16 protein-coding genes and 1 pseudogene are annotated in these 15772 nt (G+C 70.7%); 5 read left to right on the top strand and 12 right to left on the bottom strand.

Annotation, left to right across the window (positions count from 1 at the left end):
- Positions 1–59 precede the first annotated feature (59 nt).
- The 6 genes and pseudogenes from ACZ4N5_RS10975 to ACZ4N5_RS10950 all read right to left on the bottom strand — a co-directional run bounded on the left by ACZ4N5_RS10975 (position 60) and on the right by ACZ4N5_RS10950 (position 5502).
- Positions 60–1046 carry an SDR family oxidoreductase gene (locus tag ACZ4N5_RS10975; RefSeq protein WP_467757112.1) on the bottom strand — a complete coding sequence of 329 codons (987 nt, stop codon included), beginning with the start codon at positions 1044–1046 and terminating at the stop codon, positions 60–62.
- A gap of 230 nt (positions 1047–1276) precedes the next feature.
- Positions 1277–1909, bottom strand: coding sequence for a winged helix-turn-helix domain-containing protein (locus tag ACZ4N5_RS10970; protein WP_467756791.1), 633 nt, complete (start codon positions 1907–1909; stop codon positions 1277–1279).
- 330 nt (positions 1910–2239) lie between these two features.
- Positions 2240–2521, bottom strand: a pseudogene (locus tag ACZ4N5_RS10965) (DUF6891 domain-containing protein); the annotation flags it as partial.
- A 257-nt stretch (positions 2522–2778) separates the two neighbouring features.
- A complete protein-coding gene (gene glnII / locus ACZ4N5_RS10960; RefSeq protein WP_467756790.1) occupies positions 2779–3807 on the bottom strand; it encodes a glutamine synthetase in 1029 nt (342 codons plus the stop codon).
- A gap of 418 nt (positions 3808–4225) precedes the next feature.
- Positions 4226–4900: an RlpA-like double-psi beta-barrel domain-containing protein gene (locus ACZ4N5_RS10955; protein ID WP_467756789.1), complete on the bottom strand. Its 675-nt coding sequence runs from the start codon at positions 4898–4900 to the stop codon at positions 4226–4228.
- A gap of 242 nt (positions 4901–5142) precedes the next feature.
- Positions 5143–5502, bottom strand: coding sequence for an arsenate reductase family protein (locus tag ACZ4N5_RS10950; RefSeq protein WP_467756788.1), 360 nt, complete (start codon positions 5500–5502; stop codon positions 5143–5145).
- Positions 5503–5666: 164 nt separating this feature from the next.
- On the opposite strand from ACZ4N5_RS10950, the gene ACZ4N5_RS10945 reads away from it, so the two are divergent.
- Positions 5667–5975, top strand: a complete 309-nt coding sequence (locus ACZ4N5_RS10945; protein ID WP_467756787.1) for a hypothetical protein — start codon at positions 5667–5669, stop codon at positions 5973–5975.
- Between the two features lie 404 nt (positions 5976–6379).
- Here ACZ4N5_RS10945 and ACZ4N5_RS10940 read toward each other — a convergent pair whose 3' ends face one another.
- Entirely contained in the window at positions 6380–7633 is a 1254-nt protein-coding gene (locus tag ACZ4N5_RS10940) for a winged helix DNA-binding domain-containing protein (RefSeq protein WP_467756786.1), read from the bottom strand.
- A 145-nt stretch (positions 7634–7778) separates the two neighbouring features.
- Here ACZ4N5_RS10940 and ACZ4N5_RS10935 point away from each other — a divergent pair, with 145 nt between their 5' ends.
- Positions 7779–8288 (top strand): hypothetical protein, encoded by a 510-nt coding sequence (locus ACZ4N5_RS10935; protein ID WP_467756785.1) that lies wholly within the window; start codon positions 7779–7781, stop codon positions 8286–8288.
- 5 nt (positions 8289–8293) lie between these two features.
- Entirely contained in the window at positions 8294–9652 is a 1359-nt protein-coding gene (locus ACZ4N5_RS10930; RefSeq protein ID WP_467756784.1) for a DUF2252 domain-containing protein, read from the top strand.
- A gap of 14 nt (positions 9653–9666) precedes the next feature.
- On the opposite strand, the gene ACZ4N5_RS10925 is transcribed toward ACZ4N5_RS10930, so the two are convergent.
- Both ACZ4N5_RS10925 and ACZ4N5_RS10920 read right to left on the bottom strand, forming a co-directional pair.
- Positions 9667–10452 (bottom strand): alpha/beta hydrolase, encoded by a 786-nt coding sequence (locus tag ACZ4N5_RS10925; RefSeq protein ID WP_467756783.1) that lies wholly within the window; start codon positions 10450–10452, stop codon positions 9667–9669.
- A 128-nt stretch (positions 10453–10580) separates the two neighbouring features.
- Positions 10581–11249, bottom strand: coding sequence for a DUF1269 domain-containing protein (locus ACZ4N5_RS10920; protein WP_467756782.1), 669 nt, complete (start codon positions 11247–11249; stop codon positions 10581–10583).
- A gap of 274 nt (positions 11250–11523) precedes the next feature.
- Between ACZ4N5_RS10920 and ACZ4N5_RS10915 the strand changes: the two genes are divergently transcribed.
- Complete coding sequence (locus tag ACZ4N5_RS10915) at positions 11524–11823, top strand: hypothetical protein (protein WP_467756781.1); 300 nt, start codon at positions 11524–11526, stop codon at positions 11821–11823.
- A 37-nt stretch (positions 11824–11860) separates the two neighbouring features.
- Here the strand turns inward: ACZ4N5_RS10915 and pspAB are convergent, their stop codons facing one another.
- The 3 genes from pspAB to glnA all read right to left on the bottom strand — a co-directional run bounded on the left by pspAB (position 11861) and on the right by glnA (position 15057).
- Positions 11861–12445: a PspA-associated protein PspAB gene (gene pspAB / locus ACZ4N5_RS10910; protein ID WP_467756780.1), complete on the bottom strand. Its 585-nt coding sequence runs from the start codon at positions 12443–12445 to the stop codon at positions 11861–11863.
- A gap of 4 nt (positions 12446–12449) precedes the next feature.
- Positions 12450–13394: a zinc metalloprotease HtpX gene (gene htpX, locus ACZ4N5_RS10905; protein WP_467756779.1), complete on the bottom strand. Its 945-nt coding sequence runs from the start codon at positions 13392–13394 to the stop codon at positions 12450–12452.
- A 253-nt stretch (positions 13395–13647) separates the two neighbouring features.
- Entirely contained in the window at positions 13648–15057 is a 1410-nt protein-coding gene (gene glnA, locus ACZ4N5_RS10900) for a type I glutamate--ammonia ligase (protein WP_467756778.1), read from the bottom strand.
- Positions 15058–15256: 199 nt separating this feature from the next.
- Here glnA and ACZ4N5_RS10895 point away from each other — a divergent pair, with 199 nt between their 5' ends.
- Positions 15257–15724 carry an RDD family protein gene (locus tag ACZ4N5_RS10895; RefSeq protein ID WP_467756777.1) on the top strand — a complete coding sequence of 156 codons (468 nt, stop codon included), beginning with the start codon at positions 15257–15259 and terminating at the stop codon, positions 15722–15724.
- The last annotated feature ends 48 nt before the right edge of the window (positions 15725–15772 follow it).

Below are 15772 nucleotides of genomic sequence, written 5' to 3'. Positions count from 1 at the left end.
GTGTGCCGACGCCCCCCGAGCGCCGGCCGGAATGTCCGGGACCGGGAATTCCCGGGAGTTCAGATTCCGAGGGCCTTCGCCTCCACCGCGGGATCCAGTCCCACCATCGGCCGGTCGGCGCGCACGGGTGCGGCCCCGCCGAGCGACCTGAGCCAGCTCCAGGTGCCGGCGACGGTCTCCTGGACGGGCCGGCACCGCAGGCCCGTCCGCATTGCCCGGGAGACGTCCGCCGAGTACACCGAGGCATGGAGTTCGCTCCCGGGCGGCACCCACACCGGCAACTGTGTCCACGGCTCGATACCGGCGCCGAGCACGACCTCGGGGTCCGTCCAGCGGAGCTCGGCCCGCGCCCCGGTCACCTCCGCGCACGCGTCGAGCAGCGCCCCCATCGTGCTGTGCCCCGGAGGGCCGGCCAGGTTGTACGCCCCGTCGAGTTCCGCCTCCACCGCCCCGAGCGTCCACTCCGCGAGGTCGCGGACGTCGACGTACTGGAGCGGCAGATCGCGTGGCCCGGGAGCGAGCACCGGACCGCCCGCCGCGATCCGGTTCAGCCACCACGGCAGCCGCCCGATGTTCTCGTACGGCCCGAGAATCAGCCCGGACCGCACGAGCAGCGAACGCTCCGAGCCGAAGGCCTCGACAGCGGCCAGCTCCCCGCCGCGCTTGTCCCGGGCGTAGTCGGTCGCGTCCGCACCGGCCGACGCCCCCTCCACCAGCGGGGCGTCCTCGGTGTATCCGGCCGGCCGGGGCCACGCGTACACCGAGCAACTCGACACGTACACATGGCGGGACACCCGCCCGGCCAGCAGACGGGCCGCGTCCCGGACGGCCCGTGGCGCCGCCGACCAGGTGTCGACGACGGCATCCCACGTGTCCGTGGTGCCGGCGAGTGCCGCGAGCCCGTCCGGCACGGTGCGGTCGCCCAGCAACGACCGCACCCCGGCCGGGGGTTCGTGCCGTCCGCGGTGGAAGACGGTCACCTCCCACCCCCGGGCGAGCGCCGCCTCCACGACGGCGCGCCCCACGAACTCCGTACCGCCCAGCATCAGAAGTCTCCGCGTCATACGGACGACTCTGCACGGCCTGCCCACCCGGTGGCACGAAAATCTGCTGACAGAAGATTCCCGGGGCGGGTCGACGCCCGGCCGGAGGTGGTTCGTGGGACGGATCGAACCCGGGCCGGAGGTGCGTGAACGCCCCGCCGAAGGAGGACCGATTCCCGGCCGGACGTGGGTGGACTCCCGTCAGGAGGTGGGTGCATGTCCGATCGGAGGCGTCAACGGCCGGTCGGCGGGGTGTACTTGTACCCCACACGGCGCACCGTCTGGATCGCCTGCCGGTGCTGGGTTCCGAGCTTGCGGCGCAGCCGGGCGACATGGACGTCGACGGTCCGTCCGTCGCCGACATGCCCGTAGCCCCACACCGTGGAGACCAACTGGTCGCGGGTGTGCACCCGGTGCGGATGCCGGACGAGATGCGCGAGCAGCTCGAACTCCAGGTAGGTGAGGTCCAGCACCCGTCCGTCGACCTCGGCGGTGCGCTGCACGGTGTCGATGCGCACCAGCGGGTCGGTGGCACGGTCGGCGCCGCCGTCGGTGGCGGCCGGGGGCTTGGCCCGGTCCGTCACGGCGAGCGGGAACAGGGGCTGCTGGTCCGCCGGTACGAGGACCAGGTAGCCGATCATCGGCGGCTGCCCCGGCAGGACCGGCAGCGCGTGCTGAGGAGCGGGCAGCCAGGTGGCACCCGGCGGCAGGAAGTCGGCTACGGAGTTCCCCAAGCTCTCGACTTCGTTCGAGCGGGGGAGGCCCCAATCCTCGTCCCGGTCGACGGCACGCAGTCGGTGCCGTCCCGGAGCGGTCGAGGGGGTGGGGGCCGTCGCGACGGAGGAGAAGGAACGAGTGGTCGCCATGAGAGGTCAGCTCTTTCGCGCGAGAAGTTCGTCGGGAAGGTCGACGACCGCGAGTTCGTGGTCGGGGCCGTCGAGGACGTACGTCGTGCGCGCTGGCCGAAGGCCGGGGTGTACGGCTTTAGAGGGCCGGCGCGTTCATCGCGCGACAACACACCCGGTCGAAGTCGTGGTGCTGACGAGAGGGCCAGAAGGGCTCGAGGTCATGGCGACCCGTCGCGATGCACTTCTGGAAGCTGGCCATGACCCCATTGAAGCAGAAACACGAGCCCGGCAGCAGACTCCTTGCGAGCGCCGGACACTTCCTTGGCGTGAAGCTGACCGTGCGAACCTCTATCCGACCAGGCGCTTGTGCCAAGTCAGCCCAGTGACGCATATCGTGCTGTCGGCGGAGCCGTCCCACTGTGTGGACAGCCCGGCAGCGCCGAGCGCCGCGACGACCTCGCGTCCGACGGCCGCCGTCGTCTCGGCCGAGCCGTCGAACCCGCCGTAGAGCAGGCTCAGTCCGTAGCCCGTGACGGCGCTCTCCGTGCACTGGCTGTGGAAGTAGACGAAGCCACGCGCGCCCTCGCCGCGCTCCTCGGCCATCTCGGTGGTGCCGCAGTTGCGGCAGCAGGCGAGGAAGTGGTCGTCGTCACCGCCGATCCGGTGCACCAGCTCCCGCAGCCGCCCGCCCGAAATCCGCGCGTGCTTCTGCCGGTTCTCCGTCTCGACCTTGATGGCGAGGGACTCGTCGCTCTGCATGGATCAAGGCTGACACATCCGACTGACAACGCTTCGGACCGGGTGGAACGGCCTCCATGGCAGCGCAGGAAAAACGCAGAAGGGGCGCCCGCCGAGTCGGCGGGCGCCCCTTCGTGGGTGTGCGGGGATCAGACCTGGCCGGCCTTCTCCAGGGCGGTGCAGCAGGTGTCGACGATGAGGCGCGTCACGACGTACGGGTCGACGTTCGCGTTCGGGCGGCGGTCCTCGATGTAACCCTTGCCGTCCTTCTCGACCTGCCACGGGATGCGGACCGAGGCGCCGCGGTTGGAGACGCCGTAGCTGTACTCGTTCCACGGGGCGGTCTCGTGCAGGCCCGTCAGGCGGTCGTCGATGCCGGCGCCGTAGTTCTTGACGTGGTCCATCGGCTTGGAGCCCTCACCGAGCGACTCGCACGCGGTGATGATCGCGTCGTAGCCCTCGCGCATCGCCTTGGTGGAGAAGTTGGTGTGCGCGCCCGCGCCGTTCCAGTCGCCCTTCACCGGCTTCGGGTCCAGCGTCGCGGAGACGCCGAAGTCCTCGGCGGTGCGGTAGAGCAGCCAACGGGCGACCCACAGCTGGTCCGAGACCTCCAGCGGCGCCAGCGGGCCGACCTGGAACTCCCACTGGCCGGGCATGACCTCGGCGTTGATGCCGGAGATGCCGAGGCCCGCCTTGAGGCAGTTGTCCAGGTGAGCCTCGACGACGTCACGGCCGAAGATCTCGTCCGCGCCGACGCCGCAGTAGTAGCCGCCCTGCGCGGCCGGGAAACCGCCCTCGGGGAAGCCGAGCGGGCGCGCACCCTTGAAGAAGGTGTACTCCTGCTCGATGCCGAAGATCGACTCCTGCGCGCCGAACTTCTCCGCGACCTCGGCCAGCTCGGCACGGGTGTTGGACTCGTGCGGCGTCATGTCGATGTTGAGGACCTCGCACATGACGAGGATGTCGTCGCCGCCGCGGATCGGGTCCGGGAAGCTGGCCACGGGCTTGAGTACGCGGTCCGAGGCGTGACCCTCGGCCTGGTTCGTCGAGGAGCCGTCGAAGCCCCAGATCGGCAGCTCGGCACCCTTGGCGTCGTCGGCCAGGATCTTCGTCTTGGAACGGAGCTTGGCCGTCGGCTCGGTGCCGTCGATCCAGATGTACTCAGCCTTGAAGCTCACGGGCCACATCCTTCGGGGTGGGTCTTGATCGCACTTGCGGGTGCAGCGGCGCTGCGGCACTGGGGCGCCGCTGGGGATGCCCGGCAGCCTGTCAACCAGGGATTTCCCGAGCATTGCCCGAATGTGAACCCCGTGTTACCTGGGCTGTGTGTGCCCGGTCTCACACGACCTGCGCCGACGCGGTCGTCCGCGCGTGATCGTTCGCGACCGCGATCGGCCGGCTCGTCACGCGCCGGGGTCCCGCAGGTCCGGCGGGGGGCTGCTCGTATGCGATGTGCGTGGGAGCGTTACGGGGGATGTGGCCCGGTTCCGCCCCGGTTGAGCGCCCATGCGAACGGGTGCCCGCCCATGCGAAAACCCTGCCGCTTCCGACCCGGAGAGGATCGGCGACGGCAGGGCCTTCGACACGTTCTGCCCGTTATCCGACCTTCTCGATGCGGGCCTTGCGGATCAGGAACTTGCCCGGCTCCCGGACCTGTTCGAAGGCCGCGTTGTTCAGCAGGACACAGCTGCCGGAGACCGAGGTGACCTGGACGGTCGTGGACTTGTTGTTGTCCAGGTTGGTGACCTTCAGCTTCGTTCCGGCCGGGAACTGGTTGCTGGACGCGGCCGGTGCGCCGGCCTCGCCGGAGAGCGTGACGGTCGAACCGGTGCAGACCTGCTGGCCGGTGGCGGCGCCACCGCCGGCGTTGTTCGCGGGGGCGGTCTTCGCCGGAGCCGCCGGGGCGGGCGCGGCCTTGGCCGGTGCGGACTGGGCCGGCTGCTGAGCGGTCTGGGAGTCCTGAGCCGATTCCCCGACAGCGCAGCCGGAAGCCTGCTGCTGAACCTTGATCTGCGCGATGACCGCCTGGCGGTTGGCGATCCTGGCCGCCGACTGCGAGTCGGGGTGGGCCTGCTGGTCCGCGATGAACTTCTGGTTGTTGCCGAGCGCGGTGGCCAGCCCGTTGCAGACCACCGAACTCTGAGCGTTCTGCACCGACGCCGCGTTCGACGTGGCGGCCAGGGCGAAGGCTCCACCGCCGGCCACGGTCGCCGCGCTGACCAGCAGAGCGATCTTCTTCTTGGTGCTGAGAGTCCTTCTCCTACGCGACATGCGCGCCTCCAGAGCGTGGGGGAGGGGTACGCCGCTATGTACGAGATGCCGAACGCAGTTACTCAACGGTTACGACATTCACTTAAGTAACCTGGATCACACGGGAGTTGGGCGGAGCGCGTCCAGGGCCAGGAGTCGGCTGGGGTGCCGGAGGACCCGACGTCAGCCGGGTGTCGGCCCGGAGCCGGGGTCGGCGCCGCCCGGGTGGTCGCCCCGGTGCCGACCGCTCCGCCCCCGGCCCGCTACCGGGACAGGGCGTCCCGCACCGCCTCGTCCGTGCGGCCCACCAGCGCCGTCCCGTCGTCCGCGGTGATGATCGGCCGCTGGATCAGTTTCGGGTGCTCGGACAGCGCCTTGACCCAGCGGTCCCGTGAACCGGCGTCCCGCGCCCACTCCTTGAGTCCCAGTTCCTTCGCGTCGGCCTCCTCGGTCCGCGTGATGTCCCACGGTTCGAGGCCGAGGCGGTCGAGGACGTCGCGGATCTCGTCCTCGCTGGGCACGTCCTCCAGGTAGCGGCGAACGGTGTAGTCGGCGCCTTCGGCGTCGAGCAGGCTGATCGCGCTGCGGCACTTCGAACAGGCCGGGTTGATCCAGATCTCCATGTCGCACACGTTACGGGAGACACCTCCGTGTTCTGTTGTCACGGCACCCTCAAAGCCCCTGTGGCCAGCGGCTTTTGTCAGTGCCCGGCGGTAGAATAGAAGCAGTGTTCGAGGGTGTCGCCGGGAGGTCCGGACGGCGCCCTGACCGCGACAGGAGGATGCCTGTGCCCGCTGCCGCACTGAAGCCGCTGCCCACTCAGTCCACATCCAAGAGGGCGGTCCCGCTGGACCTGCCGTACGAGCCCGTGGAGAAGCGCCCGCTGCCGCCGGGGCGCCCCCGCGACTGGTATGTCACGCACAACCGCCGGCTCAAGGCGATGCGACTCGCCATCGCCCTGCTCGACTCCGGTGTGTACGTGCCGAACCAGGCCCGCAACGAGAAGATCCGCAGCACCGCGGAAGTCATCGGCGTTCACCCGCCGTCGGACACCACGTGCCACATGGTGCGTGCGCTGATGAGGTACGCGCGCTGAGGAGTTGAGCGCGCCGATCCACCGGTGCCGGGTGCCCGCGCCAGCCGCGGTAGCACCCGGCACCGACCTCGGCCCTGGCCCCGACCCCGGCGTTGACCTCGGCGTTGACCCCGGCGTTGACCCCGGCCCCGGCCCAGACCCCGACCCCGGCACCGGCCCCGGCCCCTGCCCCGGCGCCAGCGCCTGCACCCGCCTCGGTGCTGACCCTGGCCCCTGCCCCGGCCCCAACCCCCGGCGCCAACGCTGGCACCCGCCTCGGTGCCGACCCCGAACCCGGCACTGACCCCGGCACCGACCCCGGCCTCGGAGCCGGCCTCAACCCGGCGCCGACGTCGGCGCGGCCTCGGAACCGCCTCCGGCGCGGACCGGGACCCGGTCGGCGACTTCCGCTCCCGTACCGGCCGTCAGGCCGCCGACAGCTCCCGTTCCAGGGGCGTCCGGAAGCGTGGAGTGACCCGGGTCCGGCCGACCCAGGCCTGCAGGCGCTCGACCTCCGCCGAGATCGCGTCCTGTGCCTCGCGGCCCACACCCCCCGCGTCCAGCAGCCGCCAGACGACCTCGCCCTCGGGCCGCTGTGCCCATCCCCCGACCACCCGGCCGTCCCACCACACCGTCGGCCCGACATTGCCGCTGCCGTCGAACAGGGCGGGCCGCAGGGACGGTTCGAGATACCAGTCCCGCTCCTGCCGGCTCATGGGCGTCGGATCGAGGCCCGGCAGCAGGGCGGCCCAGGGCTCCCCCGGCCCGTCGACCGGGCCCTCGTCGCCCGCCGCCACGTACCCCGTGACCCCGTCGTCGAGCGAGACGGCGACCGCACCGATCGCGGCCAGCGTCCGCCGTACGTCGGTGACCTTCCACCCCGTCCACCACTTCAGGTCGGCCTCCGTGGCGGGCCCGCACGCCGTGAGCCAGCGGCTCAGCAGCTCGGACCGGGCCTCGGCGGGCGGGAGCGGGGGATGCGGTGGCGCGACCGCCCAGCGGAACTGGCTCGACGTCCAGGACCCGAGCGGGCGACCGCGCACCACCCGGCCCTCGACGCCCAGCACCCGCATCAGCCGGGACGACACGGTCTGCGGACTCTCGTAGCTCTTCCCTGCCCCGTAGACGAACTGCTCCTTCAACCGCGGTTCGTCCCGGGTGAGTTCGTTCACCGTTGCCTGTCCGCGCCGGGCCAGCGCGGCGAGCGAGGACGCCTCGACCTCATCGAGCCACTCCTCGGTCAGCCGTCCGTCGCTTCCGTTGACCATCTCCTTGACCAGTCCGGCCCGCGCCTTCGCGGCGATGTCGAGCCCCGTCGAGGCATGCACGACGGCGGCCAGGCCGGTGGGGAACACGAACACGGTGTGCCGCATGCCGTGCATCCGTACGAGTGACCGGTCCTCGTACAGCGCCCGGTCGACCTGCGCCACCGTCTCCCCGGCGTCCGCGAGACGCGCGCCCACCGCCAGGTACACCGTCGCCGGATCGGTCCCGTGCAGCGCGACCAGGGAGTCCGCCACCTCCTCGGGGGTCGCCGCCCGCGCGGCTCCCGCGAGCCGCTGCCGCAGCCCGAGCCGTGCCCGCCGCTCCGCCACCCCGATGTGCCGCGGCTTCCCCGTCACGTCGCCTCCGTCCGTCCGGCCGTCCCGTACCCCGTACTCCTGCTCCGCGCTCCTCATCCTCTCGAACGTCCGCCCGTCACGGGACGAGGCTCACCCGTTCGATGTAGCCGGGCATGCGGCGGCCCCGCCCGCGGCCTTGACTGGGGCCACCGCGAGGAAGCGGAATCCGGAAAGGCGAACCAGGACCACGTGGGGAGAGACGATGCATCAGAGGAACGGCATACGAGGACCGGTCCGACTGATCCTGGCCGTGTTCGTGGTGGCGGCCCTGGCCACGCAGCTGGCCGCCTGTTCGGACGGCAGCAGCCCCTCCGACACCGCCTCCAAGGCCGCGTCCGCCGTCTCTCAGGCCGCGTCCGCCGCCAGCCAGGCGGGTGACGCCCTCGCCTCCGCGACCGCCGAGGCCGGCCGGAAGTTCGACGAGTTCAAGGGCGGCGTGGACGCCAAGGACGAGGTGAAGCTCGACGGGAACGCGAGCCCCGACTCCGACGGGCGTGCCACGGTCAAGGTGACCGTCACGAATCCCACCTCCTCGGCGAAGTCGTACGTCGTCCAGGTCGACTTCCGCGACCAGAGCGGCAACCTCCTCGACGCGACCGTCGTGACGGTGAACGACGTCGCGGGGGGCGCCTCCAAGGACGGCACCGCCCGCAGCAACCGTTCCCTCACCGGCGATGTGAAGGCCGGCGTCGCCCGCGCCGTAAGGCACTGACGGCCGTGCTCCGCAACAGCGTCACGGCCACCTCGGGGGACCGGGCCGCACGGGGCCGGGCCGCCCGCAAGCGGGTCCCCCGTTCCGCGCACGGCACCTGGATCCCCGCCGCCGACCGACCCGACCCGGTCGGCCTCCTGCAACAGCAGGGCAGGGACCGGCTTCCGGAGCTCCTGCCGATCCGGTACGCGCGGATGGCGGCGTCACCGCTCGCCTTCCTGCGCGGGGCCGCCGCCGTCATGGCAGCCGACCTGGCCGCCCAGCCGCACACCGGACTCACCGTCCAACTGTCGGGCGACGCCCACCTGTTGAACTTCGGTCTGTACGCCTCCCCGGAACGCTCCCTGCTCTTCGACCTCAACGACTTCGACGAGACCTTCCCCGGCCCCTTCGAGTGGGACGTCAAACGGCTCGCGGCCAGCGTCGCGGTCGCCGCCCGGGAGAACGGGCACAAGGAGGAACACGTCTTCGGCGCGGCACGGGCCGCCGCCGGGCAGTACCGCGAGGTCGTGCGACGGCTGGCCCGGCAGGGCGAACTGACCGTCTGGTACCAGCACATCGACGCCGATCTGCTGTTGCCGCTGGTCCGCTCGGGGCGACAGCGCCGGCGCGCCGAGGCCACCCTCACCCGGGCCCGCCGCCGCACCAGCCTGCAGTCGCTCGGCAAACTCACCGAGACCGTCGACGGACGCCGCCGCATCGTCCACGACCCGCCCCTGCTGGAACCGGCCGGATCCCTCGACATGGCCTCGCTCCGCAAGATCTTCAGCGACTACCGCTCCACGCTCCCCGAGGAACGCCGCCTGCTCCTGGACCGCTACCGGTTCGTCGACGCCGCCCGCAAGGTCGTCGGCGTGGGCAGCGTCGGCACCCGCTGCTTCATCGTGCTGCTCGCCGGGCGGGACGCCGACGACCCGCTGTTCCTGCAGATCAAGCAGGCGGGACGGTCCGTACTCGAAGAGCATCTTCCCAGCGGCCCGTACGTCCATCCCGGGCGCCGGGTCGTCGCGGGGCAGCGGCTGATGCAGGCCGCCGGCGACATCTTCCTCGGCTGGACGACCGGCCCCGAGGGGCGGGCGTTCTACTGGCGCCAACTGCACGACATGAAGGGGTCCGCGGACATCGCCGGCATGAGTCCGGGCGACCTGCGCGCCTACGCCCGGCTGTGCGGCACCGCCCTGGCCCGCGCGCACGCCCGCTCCGGCGACCGCGTCGCCATCGCCGCCTATCTCGGCGGAGCCGACACCTTCGACCGTGCCGTCGCGGAGTTCGCCCTGCGCTACACGGACCGTAACGCCACCGACCACGCGGCACTGGGCGCGGCGGTGATGGCGGGCGTGGTCCCGGCGGCGCCGGGCGTGTGAGGTCGGTCGGCCGTTCAGGCGCCGACGGCCGTCCGGACCGGGTCGCCGAGTCCGGTGAGGACGAGGTCCACGAGCCGCTGCCGGTCCTCGGGGTGGTCGCGGAACCAGAGGCCCAGCAGGTGATCGGCGTCGGGCAGCTCGAAGCGGGTGAAGCGTGCGCGCGCGGTGAGCGCGTCCGCGACGGCCTGTGTCACGGCGGGCGGGATGACCGCGTCCGCGGCGGGTACGGCGAGCACCGCCCGCCCCTCGTAAGCCCGCAGGACGTCGAGCGCGGGAGCCTGCCGCCAGCTGTCCGGGGTGCGGATGATCCGGCTGAAGCGGCTCTGTACCGCCCCGCTGCCGTCCGGCCGGGAGGTGCTCTCCGCGTCCTCGAACGGAATCGACCAGGCCTCGGCGGCGTACACCGCGGGCGCGCACAGCACGAGCGCCACGGCCCGTTCCCCGTAGTGCCGTGCGAGATCGGCCACCGTCTGGCCGCTCATGCTGAAACCGGCCAGGATGAGCGGGGCGCCCGCCGGAACCGTCGCGTCGATCACCGACACGGCCTGCTCGAAACGCCGTCGCAGACTCAACTCGCCCAGCTTGCCGGTGCTTTCACCGTGTCCGGAGAAGTCGAAGGCAAGCCCCGCGCAGCCACGGGCGGCGAAGTCGTCGAGCAGCGTGAGCAGTCGCTCCTTGCTGCCGTTGCCCGCGCCGTGCAGGAGGACGACGGTGGCCGCGCCGTCGCCGACGTCGTCCCCGCCGCTGCTGACGCAGCTCAGTCGTTCACCGTCGTGGTCGTGCGCGAAGGGAGAGAGCATCCCCCTATTTACGCACGCGGGTCGCGCCGTTCCTGAGGTGGGTGCGGCGCGTGGGATGTCATCCGGGTGACCTGCGTGATCGGGGAACTCCCCTTCTGGAAAGGGTGGTTGACGGGTGGGCCGTCGGCTCAGGAGGAGGCGGCCGGAGCGCCGCCGGCGTCCGGCTTGGTGGTGCTGATCGTCGGCGACGTGGCCGGAGCACCTGTTCCGGATGCGGCCGCCGGGCCTGTTCCGGATGTGGCCGCGGCGCCGGTTTCCGGTGTGGCCGTCGCGCCCGTTTCCGGCGCCGCGCTGCCGCCGGCCGCCTTCGCCTGTGCGGCGGCGACCGCTTCGCGCAGCGCGTCCTCCTGTTCCTGGCTCAGCGAGGTCTGCACCAACTGGCCGCCGAACTCGGCGATCTGAGGGATCACCTTGTCCCCGGCCGCCTGCTTGACCAGAACGAACAGCGCGGCGGCGCCCGGCCGCAGGTTCTGGCTGAGATCCTTCATGAAGCTGTCGTTGATCCCGGTGTCCGTGACCGCGCCACCGGCGGCACCGGCCGCCGCGCCCACCGCCGCGCCGAGCAGCGGCGCCAGGAAGAGCAGTCCGATGACGCCACCCCACAGAGCGCCACCGGCCGCGCCGACGGCCGTGTGGCTGACCGCCTGGTGCAGCTTGATCCTGCCGTCCTCGCTCCGCTCGACGACGACCGCGTCCTCCAGCTCGACGAGATGCTGCTTCGACAGCTCGAACAGTTTGTCGCGCACCCGGCTTGCGGTCGCGACATCGTTGTAGGCGATGACGAACAGATTGCTCATGAGGGGCACCCCTTATGTCGATTCCGTTCGACTTTATAGGGATATGGGATGGGGTGCAGTCGGGAGAAAACCAGATGCGTACGGGCGGTCACGCTCCCTACGCTGAAGGCGTGTTCCGGGGCAGCGGCGCACCGGTTTCCGTCGGACAGGCATCAGTTCGCGGTCTCGGGGCTACTCTCTACGCACCGCCGGACGGCCGCCTCCCCCAGCGCCCCGTCGGCACTTCCAGAAAGCCGTCAAGGCCTTTTCACTCACGCATACAAGGAGTCCCGTCATGGGCACCTTGATCTTCTCCGCGACCGCGATCCTGGTCGTCATGGGCTTCTCCAACCACACCCTGTGGCTCGCGGCGATCGTCCTGCTCTTCCTGTACGTCCGCTACGGCCGCACCGGGGGGAGTGCGTCAGCCGCGGGGTCCTCGGGCTCCGCCACCCCGGGCTCCGGCGGGGCCGCGGGCCGCACGGACGCCAGCTACCGGGCGTACCGCGACCGTCGTGACCGCCAGGCCAGGTGGGAGCGCCGCTACCGGCGCGAACGCCCCCTTCAGACGCGCCGCCAGGAACGCCAGAAGTAGAACCTGTCCGGACCCGACCCCCGCGCCGGGGCGTCCGTCACAGTCCCGGGGCGCCCCAGATCGGGAACCAGCGGGCGAGGTCCTGCTCGATGCGCAGGTCGTCGACGAGCGCCGCCTTGATCTGGAGCTCCAGCGCGTTGTCGCGCCGCTCGCCCTCGTCGGCGAGCGGCGCGAAGGGGTAGAAGGTTCCACGTTTGTAGAGATAGACGAGGTCGAGCCTGCGCTGTCCGCTGTCCCTGAAACCCACCACGGAACAGAGCAGCTGGGGCCCGAAGCCGGTGCTCTCCAGGGAGCTGTTGACCGCGTGCAGATCGCTCACCAGCGCCGGCAGGTCGTCGGGCGCGCGGCGGGAGACGAGCCACGAGTATCCGTACTCGTCCTTGCTGAGTTCCACCGGGGAGCCCGTCCGCCCGGTGTCCGCGTCGAGCAGGGCCTGCGCCTCCTGGTGCGCCTCGGCGAAGGCCGCGCCCTCGACGGACGCGAAGCACACCGCGCCCGTGCCGGTCGGGATGAACCCGGCCGCCGCCTGGAGGGTCACGGCCGCCGACGGAAGCCCGAAGAGCTGGTCGAGATCGGGTACGGCGGGCTTGCTGCGGCCGAGCAGGATGTCCAGGAACCCCATGCGGTCAGACGGCCTCTCCGGGAGTCGGGGTGCTCGCGTCCGGCACCGCGGGCTCGCCCAGCTCGGTGGAGATGCGGGCCAGTTGTTCGAGCCGCTGCTCCAGGCTCGGGTGGGTGGAGAAGAGGTTGGCGATGCCCGGCTGGGCGCCGAGCGCGGGTGTGAAGTAGAAGGCGTTGAAGGCCTGCGCGGTCCGCAGGTCCTTCGTCGGAATCCGGCTGATGTCCCCGGTCACCTTGGTCAGCGCGGACGCCAGCGCCGAGGGCCGGCCGGTGAGCAGGGCCGCGGAACGGTCGGCGGCCAGCTCGCGGTACCGGGAGAGCGCCCTGATCAGCATGAAGCTGATGGCGTACACGGCCGCGGACACCGCCATCACCGCCATGAAGATGGCGACGGTGTTCTGGTCCTTGCGGCCCCGCCCGCCGAAGAGCTGCGAGTAGAACGCGAACCGCACGATCAGCCCGGCGAGCACCCCGAGGAAGGACGCCACGGTGATCACGGCGACGTCCTTGTGGGCCACGTGCGACAGCTCGTGCGCGAGGACGCCTTCGAGCTCATCGGGCTCCAGGCGGCGCAGCAGCCCCGTGGTCACGCACAGCACCGCGTGATCGGCGTTGCGTCCCGTGGCGAACGCGTTCGGCATGTCGATGTCCGACACGGCGACGAGCGGTTTGGGCATGTCGGCCACGGCGCACAGCCGGTCGACGACTCCGTGCAGCTGGGGATACTCCTCGCGCTCCACGATCCGCCCGTGCATGGCGTAGAGCGCGATCCGGTCCGAGAACCAGTACTGCGCGATGAGCAGCCCGGCCGCGATCACCACGACCAGCACCCACGACTTCAGCAACACGATCAACGCGGCGACGAAGGCCACGTACAGCAATCCGAGCAGGAACAGCGTGACCGTCATCCGCACGGTCAGCTGCCGATCGTTCCGGAATCGGCTCTGCATCTCGCACCACCCCGCTGTCAGGCACTCGTCCCGCTATCCATTGTGCTCCTGCCGTTCCCCATGAACAGGTGCCGATCGGCCCCGCGGTGGGCAAAGAACTTCCCTGTCAAGAGCCACTTATTTATGCGCAGTGGACACGGGAAAGCGCACCGGCCGTGCCCCTCCCGGAGGAAGGACACGGCCGGTGGTGTACGGCTGGAGCGACGGGCTCACGCGTTCGGCGAGCCGACGGGCTCACTCGTCAGCGACGAGCTTACACGTCGAAGTAGAGCTCGAACTCGTGCGGGTGCGGACGCAGCTGGAGCGGCGCGATCTCGTTCGTGCGCTTGTAGTCGATCCACGTCTCGATCAGGTCGGACGTGAAGACGTCGCCCGCGAGCAGGAACTCGTGGTCGGCCTCCAGGCGGTCGAGGACGGCCGGGAGCGAGGTCGGGACCTGGGCGACGCCCGCGTGCTCCTCGGGAGCCAGCTCGTAGAGGTCCTTGTCGATCGGCTCGGCCGGCTCGATCTTGTTCTTCACGCCGTCGAGGCCGGCCATCAGCAGGGCGGAGAACGCCAGGTACGGGTTGCCGGAGGAGTCGGGCGCGCGGAACTCGACGCGCTTGGCCTTCGGGTTGGAGCCCGTGATCGGGATACGCATGGCCGCCGAGCGGTTGCGCTGCGAGTACACCAGGTTGACCGGGGCCTCGAAGCCGGGGACCAGGCGGTGGTAGGAGTTCACCGTCGGGTTGGTGAAGGCGAGCAGCGAGGGGGCGTGCTTGAGGATGCCGCCGATGTAGAAGCGGGCGGTGTCCGACAGACCCGCGTAGCCGGCCTCGTCGTAGAACAGCGGGTCGCCGTTGCTCCACAGGGACTGGTGGACGTGCATGCCCGAGCCGTTGTCACCGAAGATCGGCTTCGGCATGAAGGTCGCGGTCTTGCCGTTGCGCCAGGCGACGTTCTTCACGATGTACTTGAAGAGCTGGAGGTCGTCGGCCGCGGCGAGCAGCGTGTTGAACTTGTAGTTGATCTCGGCCTGGCCGGCCGTGCCCACCTCGTGGTGCTGGCGCTCGACCTGGAGGCCGGAGTTGGCCAGCTCCAGGGAGATCTCGGCACGAAGGTCGGCGAAGTGGTCGACCGGCGGGGTGGGGAAGTAGCCGCCCTTGTAGCGGACCTTGTAACCACGGTTGTCCTCGATGGCACCGGTGTTCCAGGCGCCGGCCTCGGAGTCGATGTGGTAGAAGGCCTCGTTCTCGGAGGTCTTGAAGCGCACGCTGTCGAAGACGTAGAACTCGGCCTCGGGACCGAAGTACGCGGTGTCGGCGATACCGGTCGAGGTGAGGTAGGCCTCGGCCTTCTTGGCCACGTTGCGCGGGTCACGGGAGTACTGCTCGCCCGTGATCGGGTCGTGGATGAAGAAGTTGATGTTGACCGTCTTGTCGCGGCGGAAGGGGTCGACGCGCGCGGTGGACAGGTCGGCGCGGAGCGCCATGTCGGACTCGTGGATGGCCTGGAAGCCGCGGATGGAGGAGCCGTCGAACGCGAGCTCCTCGGTCGGGTCGAAGGCCTCGGCCGGAATCGTGAAGTGCTGCATCACACCCGGCAGGTCGCAGAAGCGGACATCGACGAACTTGACGCCCTCGTCCGCGATGAACTTCTTGGCCTCGTCGGCGTTCTGGAACATCCAGCTCCTCCTACTCCCGCCCACAGTGGACCGGGGTGGTAGTTCGTTCGTGCGGCCAGTGCGGTGGCACACGCTGGAGCCGACCATAGGGACGGGGGATTTCTCAAGCGTGACCCATTTGTTTCGCCCAAGTTAACCGACCCGGGTCGTCCCGGCCCCTCCTGTCCGCATGGCAAAACGGGCACAGTACCTTGGACGGGTGGACAACAGGCAAGCAATCGGATCGTGGCTCTCCGGTCCCCGCGCGGCGGCGGAGGAAGCCGGTGTCGACTTCGGATACCGGGGCGAACAGCTCGGTCTCCCGGAGCACGGACCGGGCTCGATCGCCCGCCCCGGCCGCCGTCTGGGCGCCCTCGCCGTCGACTGGGGCCTGTGTCTCTTGATCGCATACGGGCTGCTCACCGATGGCTACGGCCAGGCGACGGGCAACTGGGCCCTGCTCGTCTTCTTCCTTCTCGGCCTGCTCACGGTCGGTACCGTCGGCTTCACTCCGGGCAAGCGCCTGTTCGGCCTGCGCGTCGTCCCCGAGGGCGGCGGCCGGCTGAACCCGCTGCGCGTCCTGCTGCGCACCGCGCTCCTGTGCGTCGCCGTCCCGGCGCTGATCTGGGACCGCGACGGCCGCGGCCTGCACGACCGGCTGGCCCGCACGATCGAAGTCCGTATCTGACATTCGTACGCCCCGGGGGCCCGGGGCGGCACGATCCTTCTACGCCGA

The organism is Streptomyces sp. NPDC026500 (genome assembly GCF_055567635.1).
This window is presented reverse-complemented; position numbering and strand designations above follow the sequence as displayed.

What these genes read in the sequence shown, in the direction of transcription:
- htpX (WP_467756779.1), bottom strand. Translation starts at nt 13,394, where the DNA reads ATGCAGAGCCGATTCCGGAACGATCGGCAGCTGACCGTGCGGATGACG.
- ACZ4N5_RS10915 (WP_467756781.1), top strand. Translation starts at nt 11,524, where the DNA reads ATGGGCACCTTGATCTTCTCCGCGACCGCGATCCTGGTCGTCATGGGC.
- ACZ4N5_RS10950 (WP_467756788.1), bottom strand. Translation starts at nt 5,502, where the DNA reads ATGGAGATCTGGATCAACCCGGCCTGTTCGAAGTGCCGCAGCGCGATC.
- ACZ4N5_RS10920 (WP_467756782.1), bottom strand. Translation starts at nt 11,249, where the DNA reads ATGAGCAATCTGTTCGTCATCGCCTACAACGATGTCGCGACCGCAAGC.
- ACZ4N5_RS10925 (WP_467756783.1), bottom strand. Translation starts at nt 10,452, where the DNA reads ATGCTCTCTCCCTTCGCGCACGACCACGACGGTGAACGACTGAGCTGC.
- glnA (WP_467756778.1), bottom strand. Translation starts at nt 15,057, where the DNA reads ATGTTCCAGAACGCCGACGAGGCCAAGAAGTTCATCGCGGACGAGGGC.
- ACZ4N5_RS10940 (WP_467756786.1), bottom strand. Translation starts at nt 7,633, where the DNA reads ATGAGGAGCGCGGAGCAGGAGTACGGGGTACGGGACGGCCGGACGGAC.
- ACZ4N5_RS10955 (WP_467756789.1), bottom strand. Translation starts at nt 4,900, where the DNA reads ATGTCGCGTAGGAGAAGGACTCTCAGCACCAAGAAGAAGATCGCTCTG.
- pspAB (WP_467756780.1), bottom strand. Translation starts at nt 12,445, where the DNA reads ATGGGGTTCCTGGACATCCTGCTCGGCCGCAGCAAGCCCGCCGTACCC.
- ACZ4N5_RS10935 (WP_467756785.1), top strand. Translation starts at nt 7,779, where the DNA reads ATGCATCAGAGGAACGGCATACGAGGACCGGTCCGACTGATCCTGGCC.
- ACZ4N5_RS10975 (WP_467757112.1), bottom strand. Translation starts at nt 1,046, where the DNA reads ATGCTGGGCGGTACGGAGTTCGTGGGGCGCGCCGTCGTGGAGGCGGCG.
- ACZ4N5_RS10970 (WP_467756791.1), bottom strand. Translation starts at nt 1,909, where the DNA reads ATGGCGACCACTCGTTCCTTCTCCTCCGTCGCGACGGCCCCCACCCCC.